General features: G+C 69.9%; 17 protein-coding genes. 9 read left to right on the forward strand and 8 right to left on the reverse strand.

From position 1 onward, the window contains the following. The first annotated feature begins 4 nt into the window (after window positions 1-4). A complete protein-coding gene (locus AW274_RS29505) occupies window positions 5-703 on the forward strand; it encodes an oxygen-binding di-iron domain-containing protein (protein WP_062438774.1) in 699 nt (232 codons plus the stop codon). On the opposite strand, the gene AW274_RS29510 is transcribed toward AW274_RS29505, so the two are convergent. Next, window positions 700-1,614: an alpha/beta fold hydrolase gene (locus tag AW274_RS29510; protein ID WP_232320475.1), complete on the reverse strand. Its 915-nt coding sequence runs from the start codon at window positions 1,612-1,614 to the stop codon at window positions 700-702. The genes AW274_RS29505 and AW274_RS29510 overlap by 4 nt on opposite strands. 147 nt (window positions 1,615-1,761) lie before the next feature. Here AW274_RS29510 and glgX point away from each other — a divergent pair, with 147 nt between their 5' ends. The 4 genes from glgX to AW274_RS29530 are packed head-to-tail and all read left to right on the forward strand — an operon-like array spanning window position 1,762 to window position 8,928. After that, on the forward strand, window positions 1,762-3,858 hold the full coding sequence (gene glgX / locus AW274_RS29515; protein WP_062439488.1) for a glycogen debranching protein GlgX: 2,097 nt from the start codon (window positions 1,762-1,764) through the stop codon (window positions 3,856-3,858). Between the two features lie 38 nt (window positions 3,859-3,896). Then, a complete protein-coding gene (treY, locus tag AW274_RS29520) occupies window positions 3,897-6,077 on the forward strand; it encodes a malto-oligosyltrehalose synthase (protein ID WP_063813692.1) in 2,181 nt (726 codons plus the stop codon). A 3-nt stretch (window positions 6,078-6,080) separates the two neighbouring features. Continuing rightward, window positions 6,081-7,763 (forward strand): malto-oligosyltrehalose trehalohydrolase, encoded by a 1,683-nt coding sequence (treZ, locus tag AW274_RS29525; protein WP_062438781.1) that lies wholly within the window; start codon window positions 6,081-6,083, stop codon window positions 7,761-7,763. Window positions 7,764-7,803: 40 nt separating this feature from the next. Continuing rightward, window positions 7,804-8,928: an RNA-guided endonuclease InsQ/TnpB family protein gene (locus AW274_RS29530; protein ID WP_232320476.1), complete on the forward strand. Its 1,125-nt coding sequence runs from the start codon at window positions 7,804-7,806 to the stop codon at window positions 8,926-8,928. A gap of 84 nt (window positions 8,929-9,012) precedes the next feature. Here the strand turns inward: AW274_RS29530 and AW274_RS29535 are convergent, their stop codons facing one another. The 4 genes from AW274_RS29535 to AW274_RS29550 all read right to left on the reverse strand — a co-directional run bounded on the left by AW274_RS29535 (window position 9,013) and on the right by AW274_RS29550 (window position 13,264). After that, window positions 9,013-10,806 carry an alkyl/aryl-sulfatase gene (locus AW274_RS29535; protein ID WP_062439495.1) on the reverse strand — a complete coding sequence of 598 codons (1,794 nt, stop codon included), beginning with the start codon at window positions 10,804-10,806 and terminating at the stop codon, window positions 9,013-9,015. A 38-nt stretch (window positions 10,807-10,844) separates the two neighbouring features. Further along, the gene (locus AW274_RS29540; protein WP_062438788.1) at window positions 10,845-11,786 is read right to left on the reverse strand and encodes a YbgA family protein; all 942 of its coding nucleotides are present in this window, start codon (window positions 11,784-11,786) and stop codon (window positions 10,845-10,847) included. After that, window positions 11,783-12,271 carry an RNA polymerase sigma factor gene (locus tag AW274_RS29545; RefSeq protein WP_062438791.1) on the reverse strand — a complete coding sequence of 163 codons (489 nt, stop codon included), beginning with the start codon at window positions 12,269-12,271 and terminating at the stop codon, window positions 11,783-11,785. Before AW274_RS29545 ends, AW274_RS29540 begins: the two co-directional genes overlap by 4 nt. Before the next feature lie 84 nt (window positions 12,272-12,355). Continuing rightward, window positions 12,356-13,264 carry a MerR family transcriptional regulator gene (locus AW274_RS29550; RefSeq protein ID WP_062438796.1) on the reverse strand — a complete coding sequence of 303 codons (909 nt, stop codon included), beginning with the start codon at window positions 13,262-13,264 and terminating at the stop codon, window positions 12,356-12,358. A gap of 84 nt (window positions 13,265-13,348) precedes the next feature. Here AW274_RS29550 and AW274_RS29555 point away from each other — a divergent pair, with 84 nt between their 5' ends. The 4 genes from AW274_RS29555 to AW274_RS29570 all read left to right on the forward strand — a co-directional run bounded on the left by AW274_RS29555 (window position 13,349) and on the right by AW274_RS29570 (window position 16,585). Beyond that, window positions 13,349-14,602, forward strand: a complete 1,254-nt coding sequence (locus AW274_RS29555) for a cryptochrome/photolyase family protein (protein ID WP_062438798.1) — start codon at window positions 13,349-13,351, stop codon at window positions 14,600-14,602. A gap of 98 nt (window positions 14,603-14,700) precedes the next feature. Continuing rightward, the gene (locus AW274_RS29560) at window positions 14,701-15,822 is read left to right on the forward strand and encodes an inorganic phosphate transporter (protein ID WP_232320478.1); all 1,122 of its coding nucleotides are present in this window, start codon (window positions 14,701-14,703) and stop codon (window positions 15,820-15,822) included. Further along, window positions 15,819-16,019 (forward strand): hypothetical protein, encoded by a 201-nt coding sequence (locus AW274_RS29565; RefSeq protein WP_063813694.1) that lies wholly within the window; start codon window positions 15,819-15,821, stop codon window positions 16,017-16,019. The genes AW274_RS29560 and AW274_RS29565 overlap by 4 nt, the downstream gene beginning before the upstream one ends. 26 nt (window positions 16,020-16,045) lie before the next feature. Next, window positions 16,046-16,585: an MOSC domain-containing protein gene (locus AW274_RS29570; RefSeq protein WP_062438803.1), complete on the forward strand. Its 540-nt coding sequence runs from the start codon at window positions 16,046-16,048 to the stop codon at window positions 16,583-16,585. Between the two features lie 11 nt (window positions 16,586-16,596). On the opposite strand, the gene AW274_RS29575 is transcribed toward AW274_RS29570, so the two are convergent. From AW274_RS29575 to treS, 3 genes are all read right to left on the reverse strand, one after another. Continuing rightward, window positions 16,597-16,887: a hypothetical protein gene (locus AW274_RS29575; protein ID WP_232320480.1), complete on the reverse strand. Its 291-nt coding sequence runs from the start codon at window positions 16,885-16,887 to the stop codon at window positions 16,597-16,599. 62 nt (window positions 16,888-16,949) lie between these two features. After that, the gene (locus AW274_RS29580) at window positions 16,950-17,627 is read right to left on the reverse strand and encodes a uracil-DNA glycosylase (protein ID WP_062335744.1); all 678 of its coding nucleotides are present in this window, start codon (window positions 17,625-17,627) and stop codon (window positions 16,950-16,952) included. Between the two features lie 11 nt (window positions 17,628-17,638). Beyond that, window positions 17,639-19,345 carry a maltose alpha-D-glucosyltransferase gene (treS, locus tag AW274_RS29585; RefSeq protein WP_062438809.1) on the reverse strand — a complete coding sequence of 569 codons (1,707 nt, stop codon included), beginning with the start codon at window positions 19,343-19,345 and terminating at the stop codon, window positions 17,639-17,641. Between the last annotated feature and the right edge of the window lie 8 nt (window positions 19,346-19,353).

Here is a 19,353-nt window from a genome sequence, read left to right on the forward strand (position 1 = left end):
CCCCATGCTCGAACCGCATCGCATCGCCCCCGACACCACGCTGGTGCCACGCCTCGTCCCGGCCGCCGACGGGTTCGGCTTCGTCAACACGATGGTGATCACGGGCCGGGAGCCGGTGCTGGTGGACACCGGCTCGGCCGTCCACGCCGACCAGTGGCGCGAGGACGTGTTCTCCGTGGTCGACCCGGGAGACGTCCGCTGGATCTTCGTCAGCCACGACGACGCCGACCACGTCGGCAACCTGACCGCCGCCCTGGAGACCTGCCCCCGCGCCACCCTGGTGACCGGCCGCCTGCGCCACCCGCCGCTCGACCCGCGCCGCCGGATCCGGCACATCCGCGACGGCGAGACCTGGACGGTGGCCGGCCGCACCCTGACGGCGGTCCGCCCGCCCCTCTACGACGCCTCGGCCACCCTGGGCCTCTACGACGGCCGCACCGGCGTCTACTGGTCGGCCGACTGCTTCGGCGCGGTGGTGCCCCACCCCACGGCCAACGCCGCCGACCTGCCCGCCGACGAGCACCTGGAGTCGGTCGACCGCTTCGCGTCGGGCCTGAGCCCCTGGCGGGCGTGGCTCGACCCGGTGGTCTTCGGCGGGTACGTCGACCAGCTCGCCGCCATGGAGCTGACCGCCCTCGCGACCGCCCACGGCCCGACGATCACCGGGCGGCGGATCAGGCTCGCCCTCGACGTGCTGCGCTAGCTGCCGCTGGAGGTCTCCGGGGGGAAGGTGTGGCCGGTGCGCAGGAACTCGCGCCACTTCTCCTGGTCGTACCGCTGGGGGTGGGTCGTCTTGACGAAGTCGACGACCGTCTCGACGAAACGCTCGGGCTGGTCGTGGTGGGGGAAGTGGCCGGTCTGGGGGAAGACGGCCAGCCTGCTGCCGGGCATGGCCTGGTGGGCGACCGACGCGTGGGTCGCCGGGATCACCGTGTCGTTGGCGCCCCAGATGATCAGGGTGGGCATGCCGGCCGTCAGGTAGCAGCGGTCGAGCATGGTGATCACCTGCCCGCGCATGTCGACGCCGGCCCGCAGGGTGCGCAGGAACGCCTGCCGGGCGGTCATGCTGGTCAGCCCCTGGTAGCGGGCCAGCACGTGATCGAAGTCGGGGCCCATCCGCAGGCCGCGCTTCAGCAGGGGGGCGGCCAGGCGTACCAGCTGCTGGACGGGGGGCGAGGTGGCGACGGCGAGGCCGGTCTCGGCGGCGAGCGGGCCGGTGGCGAGCCGGAGCAGGGGGTGGACCTCGCGGCCGACGCCGCCGCTGCTCACCAGGACCATGCGCTCGCAGCGTTCGGGGAACTGGTAGGCGAACTGCATCGCGATGCCGCCGCCGAGGGAGTGGCCGACCACGGTCACCTCGTCGACGCCCAGGACGCCGAGCAGGTCGCGCATGCCGCAGGCGTAGGCGGCCACGGAGTAGTCGGCGCGGGGGCGGTCGGAGTCGCCGTGGCCGAGGAGGTCGGGGGCGATCACGGTGTGGTGCTCGGCCAGCATGTCGATGACGGGCTTCCACGTCTCGGAGCTGTCGGCGATGCCGTGGATCAGCAGCAGAGGCGGCCCCGCCCCGGCTATCCGGTAGGCCCGCCTGTATCCGTGGACTTCAAGGAAGCGCACCTCGCTACTGTCCATACAAGATTGTTCTGCCAGGTTGTTGCTGGTTTGTAACGCGTCCGTTTCCCCACGAAACCGAGGTTTTCCCGGCCCGTGGGAGTAACTCGCGATATGCGGGCAAAGAGAGTCCCCGCGATGGAGCATATGAAGATGCGAGAGATCTGGCCGGGGGATCCTTATCCGCTCGGCGCGACATATGACGGCGCGGGCACCAACTTCGCGCTCTTCTCCGAGGTCGCCGATCGGGTCGACCTCTGCCTGTTCGACGACGACGGCAACGAGGAGTGCGTGACCCTCTCCGAGGTCGAGGGCCACGTCTGGCACTGCTACCTGCCGGGCATCCAGCCGGGGCAGCGCTACGGCTACCGCGTCCACGGCCCCTACGACCCCAAGCAGGGGCAACGCTGCAACCCGCGCAAACTGCTGATCGACCCCTACGCCAAGGCCATCGAGGGCTCGGTGACCTGGGACCAGGCGGTCTACGGCTACACCTTCGGCGACCCGGCCAGCCGCGACGACAGCGACTCGGCGCCCTACGTGCCGCGCAGCGTCGTCATCAACCCGTTCTTCGGCTGGGGCCACGACCGGCCGCCGCAGACGCCCTACCACGACACGGTCATCTACGAGGCCCACGTCAGGGGCCTGACGATCCGCCACCCGGGGGTGCCCGACCGGATCAAGGGCAGCTACGCCGCCATCGGCCACCCGGCGATCATCGACCACCTGACCTCGCTCGGGGTCACCGCGATCGAGCTGATGCCGATCCACCAGTTCGTCACCGACCACATCCTCGAGAAGCGCGGCCTGTCGAACTACTGGGGCTACAACACCATCGGGTTCTTCGCCCCCCACAACGCCTACTCCTCCTCGGGGGAGCGCGGCGGGCAGGTGCTGGAGTTCAAGGCCATGGTCAAGGCGCTGCACGAGGCCGGCATCGAGGTCATCCTCGACGTCGTCTACAACCACACGGCCGAGGGCAACCACCTCGGGCCGACGCTCAGCATGCGCGGCATCGACAACGCCAACTACTACCGGCTGGTCGAGAGCGACAACCGCTACTACATGGACACCACGGGCACCGGCAACAGCCTGCTCATGCGCTCGCCCCACGCCCTCCAGTTGATCATGGACTCGCTGCGCTACTGGGTCACCGAGATGCACGTCGACGGCTTCCGCTTCGACCTCGCCTCCTCGCTCGCCCGGGAGCTGCACGACGTCGACCGGCTGTCGGCGTTCTTCGACCTCGTCCAGCAGGACCCGGTGCTCTCGCAGGTCAAGCTGATCGCCGAGCCCTGGGACGTCGGCCCCGGCGGCTACCAGGTCGGCAACTTCCCGGCCCGCTGGACCGAGTGGAACGGGCAGTACCGCGACACCATCCGCGACGTCTGGCGCGGCGAGCCCGCCCGGCTGCCCGAGTTCGCCTCCCGGCTCACCGGGTCGAGCGACCTCTACCAGCTCGACTCCCGCCGCCCGGCGGCCTCCATCAACTTCGTCACGTGCCACGACGGGTTCACGCTGGAGGACCTGGTCTCGTACAACGACAAGCACAACGAGGCCAACGGCGAGGAGAACCGCGACGGCGCGAACGACAACCGGTCGTGGAACTGCGGGGTCGAGGGCCCCGCGACCGGGCCGGTCGCGCAGCTGCGCGAGCAGCAGAAACGCAACTTCCTGGCGACGCTGTTCCTGTCGCAGGGCGTGCCGATGCTCTCCCACGGCGACGAGCTCGGCCGCACGCAGGGCGGCAACAACAACGCCTACTGCCAGGACAACGAGATCGCCTGGGTCGACTGGACCGAGAACTGGCTCTTCCTCGACTTCACCCGGCGCATCTCCAAGCTGCGCCGCGAGCACCCGGTGTTCCGGCGGCGGCGGTTCTTCTACGGCCGCCCGGTCCGCGGCTCCGGCGACTCCCTGTCGGACATCGCCTGGCTGACCCCCTCGGGCACCGAGATGGAGGATCAGGACTGGAACAACGGCTACGCCAAGGCGCTGGCGGTGTTCCTCAACGGCGAGGCGATCACCGAGCCCGACAGCCGGGGCCGGCGCATCGTCGACGACTCGTTCCTGCTGCTCTTCAACGCCCACTACGAGGCGATCGAGTTCACCATCCCCAGCGACTACGGCGAGATGTGGGAGACCGAACTCGACACCGCGATGCCGATCGCGACCGGCACCCGGATGTGCCGGGCCGGCGAGGCGGTGCCGGTCGCCGGACGGTCCGTGCGGGTTCTGCGCCGCTTGTGACGTTTCTGCCCGCTGAGGAGCGGGGTAAGGGGCCATTCGTGACGTCGACCTACCGTGTCCAGCTCACGCCTGAATTCGGCTTCGGCGAGCTGTCCGAGCTGACCGGTTACCTGCGCCGTCTCGGCGTCGGCGGACTCTACCTGTCGCCGACGCTCCAGGCGGTCGCCGGGTCGCAGCACGGCTACGACGTCACCGACCACTCGCGCGTGCGCGCCGAGTTCGGCGGCGCCGACGGGCTGCGCAAGCTGGCCGGGCAGGGCTTCCGCATCGTCGCCGACATCGTGCCCAACCACATGACGGTGCCGGTGCCCGAGTCGGGCAACGCCCAGCTCTGGTCGGTGCTCCGGCTCGGCCCCGAGTCGCCGTACGCCGCCTGGTTCGACCTGACCTTCCCGGTCGCGCTGCCGGTGCTGGGCGAGAACCCCGAGTTCACCGTCGACGGCGAGGTGCTGCGCTACTGGGACCACGAGTTCCCGCTGCGGCCCGGCACCGAGGGGCTGCCGCTCGGCGAGCTGCTCGCCGCGCAGCACTACCGCCTCGTCCCGTGGACCGAGCCGCCGGGCTACCGGCGGTTCTTCGACGTCTCGTCGCTGATCGGCCTGCGGGTCGAGGACAACGAGGTGTTCGAGGCCACCCACCGGGTCACCCTCGACCTGATCGACGAGGGGGTGATCGACGGGCTGCGGGTCGACCACCCCGACGGCCTCGCCGACCCCCGCGGCTACCTGCGGCGGCTGCGCGACTTCACCGACGTGCCCGTGTGGGTGGAGAAGATCGTCATCGGCCGCGAGCGGCTGCCCGCCGACTGGCCCTGCGAGGGCACCACCGGCTACGAGGCCCTCAACGCGATCACCCGGCTGTTCGTCGACCCGGCGGGCGCCGACAAGCTGGTCAAGACCTTCACCCAGCGCACCGGCGTCTCCGCCGACTACGACGCGGTCCGCTACGAGGCCAAGAAGCACGTGTTGTCGCTGTTCTTCACGGGCGAGGTCGACCGCCTCGAAAGCGCCCTCGGCGAGCCGGGCCTGCGCGAGGCGGTCGTCGAGATGCTGGCCGCGATGCCCGTCTACCGCGCCTACGTCAACCCCGGCGAACCCCCGTCGGCCGAGGCGGTCAGGATCGTCGAGTCGGCCGCCGCCGAGGCGGGCCGCCGCACCGACCCCGGCGCCGTCGCCCGCGTCGCCCACCAGGTGTTGTACGGCCCCGCCGAGGCCGTGACCCGCTTCCAGCAGACCTGCGGCCCCGTCATGGCCAAGGGCGTGGAAGACACCGCCCTCTACCGCTGGTTCCCGCTGGCCTGCCTCAACGAGGTCGGCGGCGAACCCGACCACTTCTCGGTCACCCCCGAGGAGTTCCACGCCTTCTGCGCCGTGATGACCCCGACCGCCATGACCACCCTGTCGACCCACGACACCAAACGGTCCGAAGACGTGCGGGCGCGGCTGGCCGTGTTGTCGGAGCTGCCCGACGTGTGGGCCGACGCGGTCGAGTCGTGGAGCGGCCAGGTCAGGTTCGACCCGGCCCTCGACTACCTGGCCTGGCAGTCGCTCATGGCGGCCTGGCCGATCGACGTCGACCGGTTCACGAACTACCTGCTCAAGGCCGCCCGCGAGGCGAAGACCACGATCTCGTGGGTCAAGCCCGACCCGGTCTACGAGGCCGGGCTGCGCGACTTCTGCCGCAAGGCCGTCGAGGTCTGCGGCTTCTCGGTGGCCTCCTTCACCGCCGTCGTCGACCGCTACGCCCGCGCCAACTCGCTGGGCCAGAAGGTCGTCCAGCTGCTGATGCCGGGCGTGCCCGACCTCTACCAGGGCAACGAGACCACCGACTTCTCCCTCGTCGACCCTGACAACCGCCGGCCCGTCGACTACGCGTACCGGCGCGCCCTGCTGGAGGACCCCGACGACACCTGGGACGGGCAGAAACTCCAGACCGTGACCGCCTGCCTACGTGTGAGAAGCCGGTTCACGGCGAACGAGTCCTATACACCGATCGAGGCCGGCGGTAACGCCATCGCCTTCGCACGCGGTGACAAGGCGGTGGCCGTGGCGACGCGGCTGCCCGCCGCACTGGAGCGGCGCGGCGGGTTCGGCGGCGACACCCTCATGTTGCCGCCCGGCCGATGGAGGTGCCTGCTGACCGGTGCCGAACACACCGGCCGGGTGCCCCTGGCCCACCTGCTCTCCCGATTCCCCGTCGCCGTCCTGGAAGGCAGCTGAAACATGTTCGAGGTGTGGGCCCCCGCGGCGGGACGGGTCGAGATCGAGTACGACGGCGAACGCCGCGACCTGACCGCCGACGGCGAGTGGTGGCGCGGCCCCGACCTGCCCCACGGCGCCGACTACACCCTCTACGTCGACGGCGACGGCCCCTTCCCCGACCCGCGCACCCTCCGCCAGCCCTACGGCGTCGAAGGGGCCAGCCGGGCCTACGACCACGACCACTTTTTGTGGGGCGACCAGAACTGGCGCGGCCGCGACCTGCGCGGCGCGGTCGTCTACGAACTGCACATCGGCACGTTCACCCCCGGCGGCACCTTCGAGTCGGCCGTCGCCAAGCTCGACCACCTCATCGACCTGGGCGTCGACTTCATCGAGATCATGCCGGTGGCGCCCGTACCGGGAAAGCGGAACTGGGGCTACGACGGCGTCGACCTGTGGGCGGTGCGGGAGGACTACGGCGGCCCCGACGGCCTGAAGACCCTCGTCGACGCCTGCCACCGCAACGGCATCGGCGTCATCCTCGACGTCGTCTACAACCACCTCGGCCCCTCGGGCAACTACCTGAGCCGGTTCGGGCCCTATTTACACGACTACAAGGGCTCCTACTGGGGCGACGCGGTCAACCTCGACGGGCCCCGCTCCGACGAGGTGCGCCGCTACTTCATCGGCAACGCCCTCCAGTGGCTGCGCGACTACCACGTCGACGGCCTGCGGCTCGACGCCGTGCACGCCCTGCACGACAAGCGGGCCGTGCACTTCCTGGAGGAGCTGGCCGGCGAGGTCGAGCTGCTGTCGGCCATCCAGGGCCGCCCGCTCACCCTCATCGCCGAGTCCGACCTCAACGACCCCGGGCTGATCACCCGCTTCGGCCTGCACGCGACCTGGAACGACGACGTCCACCACGCCGTCCACGCCAACGTGACCGGCGAGACCCACGCCTACTACGCCGACTTCGGCGGCCCGGCCTCGCTGGCCAAGGTGCTGACCTCGGCCTACTTCCACGACGGGTCCTACTCGTCGTTCCGCGGCCGCTCGCACGGCCGCCCGGCGACCGGCCTGCCCGGCTGGCGGTTCGTCGTGTGCGCGCAGAACCACGACCAGATCGGCAACCGCCCCGCCGGCGACCGCATGACCGTCGACCAGCTGTGGGTCGCCTCGGGCCTGGTGCTGACCTCGCCCTTCACCCCCATGCTCTTCATGGGCGAGGAGTGGGGCGCCTCGACCCCGTTCTACTTCTTCACCGACCACTTCGACCCGGCCCTCTCCTCGACCGAGGGAGAACGCCGGGAGAAGGAGTTCGTCGACTTCGGCTACGACTGGAAGGCCCCCGACCCCCAGGACGAACAGACCTTCCTGCGCTCGAAACTCGACTGGGCCGAGAACACCGAGGAGGAACACGCCGCCCTGCTCGGCTGGTACCGCGACCTGATCGCCCTGCGCAAGTCCCACCCCGACCTGGCCGACCCCCGCTTCGAGCTGGTCCGGGTCGACTACGACGCCGACCGCAACTGGGTGGTCATCGAACGCGGCTCGATCCGCGTCGCGGCCAACCTGGGCGAGACCTCGGTACCGGTCAGGGTGCCGCCGGGCCGGATCCTGCTGGCCTCCGACGACGCGATCATGCTGACCGGCCAGGACCTCTACCTCCCGCCGCTGTCCCTGGCCGTCATCCAGGTGTCCTAAGGCTGGCATCACAGGATCGAATGTTCGTGCGATTTGGGTTGTGCGCTGTGGCACAGACAAGTACCGCTTCTACCCGTCTCCCGGGCAGGCTGAAGAGCTGTCGCGGACGTTCGGCTGTGTTCGCCTGGTTTACAACAAGGCGTTGGAGGCGCGGACCCGTGCCTACGAGGAAGGCCGAAGAGTCTCCTATGGGCAGAGCTCGGCAGCGCTCACCGCATGGAAGCGGACGGCGGAACTGGGCTTTTTGAATGAGGTGTCCTGCGTGCCTCTACAGCAGGCGTTGCGGCATCTGCAGGCGGCGTTTGAGAACTTCTTCGCCCGCAGGGCCCGGCGTCCGGTCTTCAAGTCGCGGAAGAAGTCTCGGGCTTCGGCTGAGTACACCCGCTCGGCGTTCCGTTGGCGCGAGGGCCGGCTGACGCTCGCGAAGATGGACGGGCCGCTGGACATCGTGTGGTCGCGGCCTCTTCCTGAAGGGGCGGAGCCGTCCATGATCACCGTATCCAGAGACGCGGCGGGGCGCTGGTACGTGTCGATCCGGGTGGAGGAGAAGATCGAGCCCCTGCCCGCGATCGAGGCCATGGTCGGTGTCGACATGGGCATCACCGCCCTGGTGACGTTCTCCACCGGGGAGAAGATTCTCAACCCCCAGTACGAGCGGGCCGACCGGAGGAAACTCGCCAGAGCCCAGCGGGCACTCGCCCGTAAGATCAAGGGCAGTGGCAATCGGGCCAAGGCCAGGTCCGTCGTCGCGCGAATCCATGCTCGGATGAGCGATCGCAGGCGAGACCATCTCCACAAGATCACGACACGGCTTGTTCGCGAGAATCAAGTGATCGCCGTGGAAGATCTGACCGTCCGGCACATGGTCAAGAATCGAAACCTGGCTCGCGCCATCAGCGATGCGAGCTGGCGGGAACTGCGGTCCATGTTGGCGTACAAGACAACCTGGTACGGGCGCGAGCTGCTGGTCGTCGACCGGTGGTTTCCGTCCAGCAAGTTGTGCTCGGAGTGCGGCGCCCGCGCCGCCTCGATGCCGCTGAGCGTCCGCGAGTGGGTGTGCGTGTGCGGCGCATCCCTCGACCGGGACGTCAACGCCGCTGAGAACATCCTCGCCGCAGGGCTTGCGGAGAGGCGAAACGCCTGCGGAGCCGGTGTAGGACCTTGATGAGATCTCTCTGACGGGCGACCGGCGGTGAACCAGGAACGTTCACGGGTGACCGTGATACCCCTTCCGCGTGGACGGGGCATGTCAACCAGGTGTGACGATGGCGAACCCCGGGTCGGGGTCGTCGAGCAGGCCCAGCAACCGGGTGAGCACGCCCAGGTCGCCCTCGTGGTCGGCCGGTTGCCGGCCGTTCAGGACCGCCAGGAACTCCGGTTTGGTGAGGCGGAGGCTGAGGTCGGCCGGGCCGCCCGGGCCGATGATCAGGGCGCCGTTCGACAACGTCGTGCGGCGCAGTTCGCCGGTGTCGGTGAGGTTCCAGTCGATCGACAGGGTCTCGTTCCACGCCTTCGGGCCGTTGACCCTGATCGCGACCGCGTCGAGGAGCTGGTCGAGGGTGAGGGCGGTCAGGACGTCGGGCGAGGCGGTCTCCGGGCCTGATCCGAGGGCCCGTTTGGCGGTCAGTTCGAGGGCGCCGGTCAGGTAGAAGTTGCGCCAGGTGCCGTTCTCGGCGCCCTGGCCGAGGCGGGTGTAGACCTCGGTCAGCCGGCGGCGGGCCTCGTGGTGGCCGGGGGCGGCGAAGACGGCGTGGTTGAGCAGGGTGGCGGCGAACCTGAGGTCGCCGTCCTGGATGTAGCGGGTGGCGCGGGCGACGGTGGCGTCGGGGCCGCCGAGGCACTCGACGTAGCGTCTGGCCTGTTCGACGGGCGGGTGTTCCCACAGGTGGGCGGGGTTGCCGTCGAACCAGCCGAGGTAGCGCTGGTAGATGGCCTTCACGTTGTGGCTGACCGAGCCGTAGTAGCCGCGGGCGCTCCAGGTGGTCTCCAGGGCGGGCGGCAGTTCGATGCGTTCGGCGATCTCCGGGCCGGTGAGGCCCTGGTTGATCATTCTGAGGGTCTGGTCGTGCAGGTACGCGTACAGGTCGCGCTGGGCGGTGAGGAAGGCGGCGATCTCGGCGCGGCCCCAGGTCGGCCAGTGGTGGGAGGCGAAGGCGACGTCGGCGTGGTCGCCGAACAGGTCGAGGGCCTGGGCGAGGTAGCGCGACCAGGTGCGGGCGTCGCGGACGACCGCGCCGCGCAGGGTCAGCACGTTGTGCAGGTTGTGGGTGGCGTTCTCGGCCAGGCAGAGCGCCCGTTTCTCGGGGAACAGGAAGTTCATCTCGGCCGGGGCCTCGGTGCCGGGGGTGAGCTGGAAGACGATCCTGACCCCGTCGACCGTTTCGAGCTGGCCCGTGGTCGTGACGTCGATCGTCGGCGGGAGCAGGCTGACGGTGCCCTGCGAGGCGGTCAGGCCGAGGCCGCAGCCGATTTGGCCCTCGGGGGAGGCGGGCAGCGGGGTGCCGTACATGTAGACGCTGCGGCGGGCCATGGCCGGGCCGGCGTAGACGTTCTCGGCGACGGCGTGTTCCATGAACCCGGCCGGGGCGATGATCGGGATGTCGCGGCCGTCGGTGACGCCGCGGACGCCGCCGTAGTGGTCGGCGTGGGAGTGGGTGTAGATCACGCCGGTGACCGGGCGGTCGCCTCGGTGGGCGCGGTAGAGGCCGAGGGCCGCCGCGGCGCATTCGGTGGAGATCAGCGGGTCGACGACGATCACGCCGCGCTCGCCCTCGACGACGGTCATGTTCGACAGGTCGAGGCCGCGTACCTGGTAGAGGCCCTCGGCGACCTCGTAGAGGCCCTGCTTGGCGCACAACCGGCCCTGCCGCCACAGGCTCGGGTTGGCCGAGTCGGGGGGTTCGCCGTCGAGGAACCGGTAGGCGTCGGAGTTCCAGACGATCCGGCCGTCGGCGGACCTGATCACCCCGGGTTCGAGCCGGGCCACGAAACCCCGGTCGGCGTTGTCGAAGTCGGTCTGGTCGTGGAAGGGAAGGTCGGCCATGAAACCGGCCATTCCCCGACAAAAGTAACGCTAGAGGTTCAATTCGGTACGTGGTTGCGGAGCCGCAGATCCGCCGGGAACGGCGCGAAGAAGGTCTGGTCGCGGACGTAGTCGGCCGCCTCGCCCTTGGCGTGGTGCAGCAGCAGGGTCATCGGCACGGTGATCGCCACCTGGTGCTCCTGGTAGGCCGCGATGACCTCCCGCAGGTCGGCCCGCCGGGCGTCGTCGAGCGCGTGGCCGACCATGCCCAGGCAGTGGTGCAGGGCGTTGACGTTGCGGCCGATCGACGACTTGCGCGACAGCGCGCCCTGGAAGGCGACCGTGTAGTCGCGCTCCAGCTCCTCGCGCGGGGCGCTGCCCGCCCGGGAGACCACCCGCCCGGCCGCCCGGTAGCCCTCGGGGTCGTGGGCGAGCAGCTGCATCTTGTGGCACGAGTGGAAGGCGACCAGGTCACGCGGCTTCCAGTCGCTCTCGAACAGGACGCGCAGCCGGGCGTGCGCGAAGATCCGCTCGACGAACTGCTCGCGCAGCACGGCGTCGTTGAGGCGGCCCTCGTCCTCGACGGGCAGCAGGGGGTAGGCGTCGATGATCCGCTGCGCGAACACGCCCTTGACCCGGCGGACGGGGTGGTCGTTCTCGTACACGGGGATGCCGTGGATGCCGCACGAGGGGCTCTTGGACTTGAAGACGTAGCCGTCGACCTCCAGGGTGGCGATGCGGCGGTCGGCGACCTCGCGCATGGTGGCGGTCAGGTCGACGCGGCTCTTGCGGAGCATCAGCCGTTCGGCCTCCTCCGGCCGCTGCTCCAGGCGGAGGGTCTCGCGCGGGGTGCCCAGGCCCGCCTCGACCTCGGGGCAGAACGGCACCCAGTCGACGTGGTCGGTCAGCTCGCCGGCCAGGAAACGGTCGCGGCTGTGCCCGCCGTTGAACCGGACCGGCTCCCCGATGAGACAGCTCGACACGCCGACCCGGGGTCTCATGCGGCCTCGGTCAGCACGGACGAGAGCTTGTGCAGCGCCCGCGCGGTGCGCGCCTTGACGGTGCCCAGCGGCACGTCGAGGCGTTCGGCGATCTCCCGCTGGGTCAGGTCGCCGTAGTAGGCCAGGGTGATCGCCTCACGCTGCACCTCGGGCAGGTGCCGCAGGGCGCGGCGGACCTGGTCGAGGTCGTCGAGCCGGCGGGCCGGGTCGACGTGGTCGCTCGGCTCGGGCACCCCGTCGAGCGGCACCGTCGCCGGGTGGCGGGCCCGCAGGTAGTCGATGGCCCGGTTGCGGGCGATGCCCAGCACCCAGCCTTCGAGGCTGCGGCTCGGGTCGTAGCGCCGGCGCGAGCGCCAGACCTCGCCGAACACGACCTGGAGCACATCCTCGACGTCCTGCTGCGGGATGAAATGCCGGAGATATCCGCGGACCAGCGGCGCGTGGCTTCGATAGCACTCCGTCACCGCCATCTCCTCGCCGTCCATGAGACCTCCCCGATTGAGAACTTACTCAAAACCTATTCACTCTCGGCCGTGAGGTGCAAGTAGTTCGACGGGAATATGCCCTGCTCAGCGCAGGACAGCGCAGATCGACGTGATGGCGTCGTCAAGAGATCGCAGGTGGACGACACCTGCGGGGAGATCACGCCACCCCGGCCCGCCCGTGAAAAGGGCGGACGCGGGGCGTAGCCGGGGCAGCTCGGCCAGCGGCGCGGGGTCGCCGGTGTCGGCCTGCTGCGACCACAGGAACACCGCGACCGGGGCGAGGCGCCTGATGGCGTCGCCGAGGGCGTCGTAGGGCATCCGGGCCCCCATGACGCGGCACTCCACGTGGTGTTCCACCGTCAGCGCGGCGGCCAGCGCGAACAGCGGGAGGCTGTGCTGCTCCTCCTCGGCGCAGGCCAGCAGGACCGGGCGCGGGCAGACCGGCGCGGCGGGCCGCTCGACCAGCGGGGCCAGGGCGGCCAGCACCCGTTCGGAGAACAGGTGCTCCAGGTCGATGCCCGCCCCGGTGTCGTCTTGACGGCGGGAGATCGCGGCGAAGACCGGGATCACGAGGTGGTCCCAGGTGCCGGCGACCCCGCGTTCGCGCAGCCAGTTCTCCAGGGCGGCGGTGACGAACCACGAGTCGAGGGAGAGCGCGGCCCGCGCGACCTGGGCGACGGAGTAGAGGGGCTCCTCCCACCCGGCGGGCGAGCGCCGGGTCTCCCGGGCCTTGGCCGTCGTGCCGGGCCGCAAGATCTTGAGCGCCACCTCGGCGGCCTCGGCCGCCGGCGCGCCCGACCGGACCAGGCGGTGCATCTCCTCGATCCGGCGCACGTCGAGTTCGGTGTAGCGCCGGTGGCCGCCCGCGGTGCGCAGGCTCGGCCCGAGGCCGTAACGCTGGTCCCAGGTGCGGAGGGTGGGGGCGGGCAGGCCGAAACGCCGGGCTACCGCGCCGATGCCGTAGCTCGGGGCTGTCGGTTCCCGTTCCGGCACAGTCCCGTACCTCCTCACCCGTGCTTTCGGGGGCGGTCGTCGTTCGGATGCAACCGGTCACGTGGAGTTCACGAAGGTACGGTCGTGCCGGACGTCATCATTCTCCTCTTCAACCGGGATCTCCGGGTCACCGACCATCCCGCGCTGCAGCAGGCGTGCCAGGACGCGCGCCAGGTGGTGCCCCTGTTCGTGATCGATCCGGCCATCCCGCCGCGCGGGCGGGCGGGCTTCCTGATCGAGTGCCTGAACGACCTGCGCGAGTCGCTCCGGGAGAGGGGCGCCGACCTGGTGGTCCGGCGCGGCGACGTGGTCGCCGAGACGATGAAGATCGCGGCCGAGACCGGCGCCACCGCGATCTACACCAGCGGCGACGTCAGCGCGCTGGCCCGCAGGCGGGAGGGCCGCTTCCGGCGGGAGAACATCGAGCTCCGCACCTTCCCCGGCATCACGATCGTGCCGCCCGCCCAGCTCAAGCCCGCGAGCGGCGACCACTACAAGGTCTTCACCCCCTACTTCCGCGCCTGGTCCGACGTCCGCTGGCGGCAGATCGTGCCGACCCCCGACACGATCGCGATGCCCGAGGTGCGGCCCGGCGACATCCCCCGGCCCCGCCGCAAGCCCCACCTGCCCGGCGGCGAACGCGAGGTGCGCCGCCGCCTCGACCTGTGGCTGCGCCACTGCCTGCGCGACTACGCCGCCGGCCACGACGACCTGGCCGGCGACCACACCTCCCGGCTCAGCCCCTACCTGCGGTTCGGCTGCGTCTCGCCGCTGGAGCTGGCGACCCGGTCGGGGGCCTCGGAGGAGTTCGTCCGCCAGCTCTGCTGGCGCGACTTCTACGCCCAGGTCGCGCTCGCCTTCCCGAACCTGCCGCGCGACGACTACCGCCCCGGCCGCCGCGAGTGGCGGCACGACAAGGAGGCCGAGGACGCCTGGCGCGAGGGCATGACCGGCGTGCCCATCGTCGACGCCGGGATGCGCCAGCTCGCCGCCGAGGGCTGGATGCACAACCGGGCCCGCATGATCGTCGCCTCGTTCCTGACCAAGACGCTGGGCCTCGACTGGCGCGTCGGGGCCGACCACTTCGAAGAGCTGCTCCTGGACGCCGACGTACCGAACAACTACGGGAACTGGCAGTGGGTGGCCGGCACCGGCAACGACACCCGGCCCAACCGGGTGCTCAACCCCGTCCGCCAGGCCAAGAAGTTCGACAAGGACGGCGAGTACATCCGCCGCTACGTCCCCGAGCTGGAGAACATCCCGGCGATGATGCTGCACGAACCCTGGCGCGCGCCGTCGCCGATCCTCGGGTACACCGCCCCCATCTGGCACGGTTAACGCCTGATGAATATCGGGTCATTGACTGTCTTTGACGCATAGTTCAAACGCTCCGACATATATGTCGGACTATGACTGGTGACCTGATTCTCCTGATCGTGGTTGTGATCACCGCGCTGTCGTTCGACTTCACGAACGGGTTCCACGACACCGCGAACGCGATGGCCACCTCGATCGCCACCGGAGCGCTGAAGCCCAAGATCGCGGTCGCCTTGTCTGCGGTGCTGAACTTCGTCGGCGCCTTCCTGTCCCTGAAGGTGGCGGCCACGATCGCCAACGGGATCGTCGAGAGCGGAGCGATCACCCTCACGGTCGTCTTCGCCGGGCTCGTCGGCGGCCTCGCCTGGAATCTGGTGACCTGGTACTACGGCATCCCGTCGAGCTCCTCGCACGCCCTGATCGGCGGCGTCGTCGGCGCCACCCTGCTCGCCTCGGGAATCAACGCCGTCAAAGGAGAAGGGCTGGTCTCCCACGTCATCATCCCGGCCGTGCTCGCGCCGCTCGCCGCCGTCCTCGTGGCGACCGTCGGCACCTACCTCGTGTACGTCCTGACCAGGAAGGTCGACGAGAAGACCCGCACCAGGGGCTTCCGGATCGGCCAGATCGGCTCGGCCTCGCTGGTGTCGCTCGCCCACGGCACCAACGACGCCCAGAAGACCATGGGCGTCATCACCCTCGCCCTGATCGCCAACGGCACCATCACCCAGCAGGACGGCACCCCCTTCTGGGTGATCGTGTGCAGCGCCACCGCCATCGCCGCCGGCACCTACGTCGGCGGCTGGCGGGTCATCCGCACCCTCGGCAAGGGCCTGACCGAGATCGAGACCCCGCAGGGCTTCGCCGCCGAGGCGTCGTCGGCCACGGTCATCCTGACCTCGACCCACTTCGGCTTCCCGCTCTCCACCACCCAGGTGTGCACCGGCTCGGTCATCGGCGCCGGCCTCGGCAAGCGCCTCGCCCAGGTGCGCTGGGGCGTCGCGGCCCGCATGGGGGTCGCCTGGCTGATCACCCTCCCGGCCGCCGCCCTCGTCGGCGCGGTCGCCTTCGGCGCGGCCCAGCTCATCGGCGGCGCCCTCGGCGTGATCGTCGTCTTCACGGCGGCCGTGGTCTTCGCCGCCCTGCTCTACCTGGCGTCCAGGAAGACGGCCGTGCACGCCGGCAACGTCAACGACGACTGGGTCGGGCGAGGCACGCCCACCCAGGTGAGGACCCCGGTATGAGCTACGTCGACGGCGACGCCCTGTGGCGGGTCCTGGTCGCCTCGCTGATCGGCGGCGTGGGGATCGCGGCGCTGTTCTCGGTCGGCCTCATCGGCGTCTCCTCCGGCAGGGTCGTCGGCCGCGTCGCGGGCGGCGTCTGCTTCCTGCTCGTGGTCGCGGGCGTCCTGCTGGGCGTGTACGTCATGCTGGACAAGTAGTCGGTCTTCAAGGGGAAGGACGCCGGGTGGGATCCATCGAAGCGGTCAGCAGATCGCAGCAGTACACCTTCAGCAAACCCAACGAGGGTGTCATCAGGCTGGTCCCCGGGCTCGGCGTCGAAGGCGACGCCCACTACGGCGAGAAGGTGCGCCACCGCAGCCGGGTGGCCCGCACCCCCGACGCGCCCAACCTGCGCCAGGTCCACCTCATCCACGCCGAACTCTTCGAGGAGCTCGCCGGCCGGGGCTTCGCCGTGGCCCCCGGCCAGATCGGCGAGAACGTCACCACCCGCGGCCTCGACCTGCTCGGCCTGCCCACCGGCACCCTGCTGCACCTGGGCCCGGAGGCGGTCGTCGAGGTCACCGGCCTGCGCAACCCCTGCGTCCAGCTCGACGGATTCCGGCCGGGCCTGATGAAGGCCGTGCTCGACCGCGACGACGAGGGCGGGCTCGTGCGCAAGGCGGGGATCATGGGGGTGGTCGTGACGGGCGGCGAGATCCGCCCGGGAGATCAGATCAGGGTGACCCTGCCCGACGGGCCCCATCGAAAGCTGGAGCCCGTCTGACAGGGAGTGGCTCACACGTGGTCGTGATCGTGGTCGTGCTCGTCCTCTTCGTCTTCAAGGGCGCCGTCTGACGGCTCGACACCCAGCATCGCCTCACGCGGCTCGACCTCGTCGATGTGCTCGACGAGGCTGAGCACGTGGTCGGGCTCGATCAGCCACTGCAGGGCGGCGGCGCCCGTCTCGTCCGCGTTCACCAGGTCGATCTGCTCCTGGCGCTCGGACTCCTCGAGGTCGGACTCCGGGCTGCGGATCTCCTTCAGCGCGGCGGCCTGGAGGGCGCCGACATCGGTGACTTCAACCACGAGATCCACCGTGAGACGGAGATAGCGTGCGGTATCCGTAACATCGCTCATGGTCGCAGATCCTAGGGGAGTTTCCAGTCGACAGGGGTCGCGCCCTGCCGCTCCAGCATCTCGTTGGCCTTGCTGAACGGCTTGGAGCCGAAGAAGCCGCTCCGGGCCGACAGCGGGCTCGGGTGGGCCGACTCGATGCACGGGACCTGGCCCAGCATCGGGCGCAGGTTCCGGGCGTCGCGGCCCCACAGGATGGCCACGAGCGGGCCGCCGCGCTCGACGAGCGCCTTGATGGCCTGTTCGGTGACCTCCTCCCAGCCCTTGCCCCGGTGGGAGGCCGGCTTGCCCGGCATCACCGTGAGGACGCGGTTGAGGAGCAGGACCCCGTTCTCGGTCCACGGGGTCAGGTCGCCGTTGGAGGGCTTGGGCAGGCCCAGGTCCTCCATCAGCTCGGTGTAGATGTTGCGGAGGCTTCCCGGGATCGGCCGGACGTCTTCGGCCACCGAGAAGCTGAGTCCGATGGGGTGCCCGGGGGTCGGGTAGGGATCCTGACCCATGATGAGCACCCGCACGTCGGCGAAGGGCTGTTTGAAGGCCCGCAGCACGTTCTCGCCCGCGGGCAGGTACTGCCTGCCTTCCGCGATCTCATTCCGGAGGAAGTCGCCCATCTCGGCGATCTTGTCCGCGACCGGTTCGAGGGCCTTCGCCCACCCCGGTTCCACTAGCTCGTTTAAGGGACGGCCTGCCATGGCGCGAAAGCCTAGTCCTCCCGCTCGGTGAGCGAGAACCAGAAGAAGCCGTGGGAGGGCAGCGTCAGCAGGTAGGGCAGGTCGCCGATCACCGGGAACGGCACGCCGCCGCGGCACTCGACGGGGGTCAGGCCCATGAAACGGCGCAGGTCGAGCTCGACCGGCTGCGGGTGGCGGGACATGTTGTTGACGCACAGCACCCGGTCGTCGCCGTCTTCGCGGAGGAAGGCGAGGATGGCGGGGTTGTGCGACCAGAGCTCGATGTACTCGCCGGTGCCGAAGACGGGGTGCTCGCGGCGGATCTGCAGCATGCGGCGGGTGAAGTGGAGCAGCGAGCTGGGGTTCTTGAGCTGGGCCTCGACGTTGACGGCCTGGAAGCCGTAGATCGGGTCCATGACCGTCGGCAGGTAGAGGCGGCCGGGGTCGGCCTTGGAGAAGCCGGCGTTGCGGTCGGGGCTCCACTGCATCGGGGTCCGGACCGCGTCGCGGTCCTCCAGCCAGATGTTGTCGCCCATGCCGATCTCGTCGCCGTAGTACATGACCGGGCTGCCCGGCATCGACAGCAGCAGGGCGGTGAACAGCTCGATCTGGTCGCGGTCGTTCTCCAGCAGCGGGGCGAGGCGGCGCCGGATGCCGAGGTAGGCCCGCATGCGCGGGTCCTTGGCGTATTCGGCGTGCATGTAGTCGCGCTCTTCCTCGGTGACCGTTTCGAGGGTGAGCTCGTCGTGGTTGCGCAGGAAGATGCCCCACTGGGCCGTCTCGGGCAGCTTCGGGGTGCGCGACATGATCTCGGAGATCGGCTCGCGCGACTCGCGCCGCACCGCCATGAAGATGCGCGGCATGAGCGGGAAGTGGAAGGCCATGTGGCACTCGTCGCCGCCGACCGACGGGTCGCCGAAGTACTCGACGACGTCCTCGGGCCAGCCGTTGGCCTCGGCCAGCAGCACCCGGTCGGGGTAGAGGCGGTCGACCTCGGCGCGGACCCGCTTGAGGTAGGCGTGGGTCTCGGGCAGGCCGGAGCACTGGGTGCCCTCGCGCTCGAACAGGTAGGGGACCGCGTCGAGCCGGAAGCCGTCGACGCCGAGGTCGAGCCAGAAGCGCAGGACCTCCAGCATGGCCTCCTGGACGGCCGGGTTGTCGTAGTTGAGGTCGGGCTGGTGGTGGAAGAAGCGATGCCAGTAGTACTGGCCGCGGACCGGGTCGTAGGTCCAGTTGGAGTCTTCGGCGCCGACGAAGATGATCGGCACGCCCTCGTACGTCGTGGGGTCGTCGGTCCAGACGTAGAAGTCGCCGTAGGGGCCCGTGGGGTCGTGGCGGGAGGCCTGGAACCAGGGGTGCTTGTCGCTGGTGTGGTTCATCACCAGGTCGGTGATGACGCGCAGGCCGCGCTCGTGGGCCGCCTCGATCATGGCCACGAAGTCGGACAGGTCGCCGAACTCCGGGAGGATCTTGAGGTAGTCGCTGATGTCGTAGCCGCCGTCGCGGAGCGGGGACTCGTACAGGGGCAGGAGCCACAGGCAGTCGACGCCGAGCCACTGGAGGTAGTCGAGCTTGCCGACCAGGCCGCGCAGGTCGCCGGTGCCGTCGCCGTTGGAATCGTGGAAGCCGCGGACGAGGATCTCGTAGAAGACGGCCTTCTTGTACCAGGCGGGGTCCTGGACCTCGAATTCCTCAATCGGCTCTGACACGGGTTCAGGGCAGGGCGCAGCCGCAGTCATCAGACCTC

Source organism: Herbidospora daliensis, assembly GCF_001570585.1.
GTDB classification, from domain to species: Bacteria; Actinomycetota; Actinomycetes; order Streptosporangiales; family Streptosporangiaceae; genus Herbidospora; species Herbidospora daliensis.

Excerpts from the sequence above, each read along its gene's own strand:
- AW274_RS29505 (WP_062438774.1), top strand. The coding sequence starts at position 5 with ATGCTCGAACCGCATCGCATCGCCCCCGACACCACGCTGGTGCCACGC.
- glgX (WP_062439488.1), top strand. The coding sequence starts at position 1,762 with ATGCGAGAGATCTGGCCGGGGGATCCTTATCCGCTCGGCGCGACATAT.
- treZ (WP_062438781.1), top strand. The coding sequence starts at position 6,081 with ATGTTCGAGGTGTGGGCCCCCGCGGCGGGACGGGTCGAGATCGAGTAC.
- AW274_RS29535 (WP_062439495.1), bottom strand. The coding sequence starts at position 10,806 with ATGGCCGACCTTCCCTTCCACGACCAGACCGACTTCGACAACGCCGAC.
- AW274_RS29540 (WP_062438788.1), bottom strand. The coding sequence starts at position 11,786 with ATGAGACCCCGGGTCGGCGTGTCGAGCTGTCTCATCGGGGAGCCGGTC.
- AW274_RS29545 (WP_062438791.1), bottom strand. The coding sequence starts at position 12,271 with ATGGACGGCGAGGAGATGGCGGTGACGGAGTGCTATCGAAGCCACGCG.
- AW274_RS29565 (WP_063813694.1), top strand. The coding sequence starts at position 15,819 with ATGAGCTACGTCGACGGCGACGCCCTGTGGCGGGTCCTGGTCGCCTCG.
- AW274_RS29580 (WP_062335744.1), bottom strand. The coding sequence starts at position 17,627 with ATGGCAGGCCGTCCCTTAAACGAGCTAGTGGAACCGGGGTGGGCGAAG.
- treS (WP_062438809.1), bottom strand. The coding sequence starts at position 19,345 with ATGACTGCGGCTGCGCCCTGCCCTGAACCCGTGTCAGAGCCGATTGAG.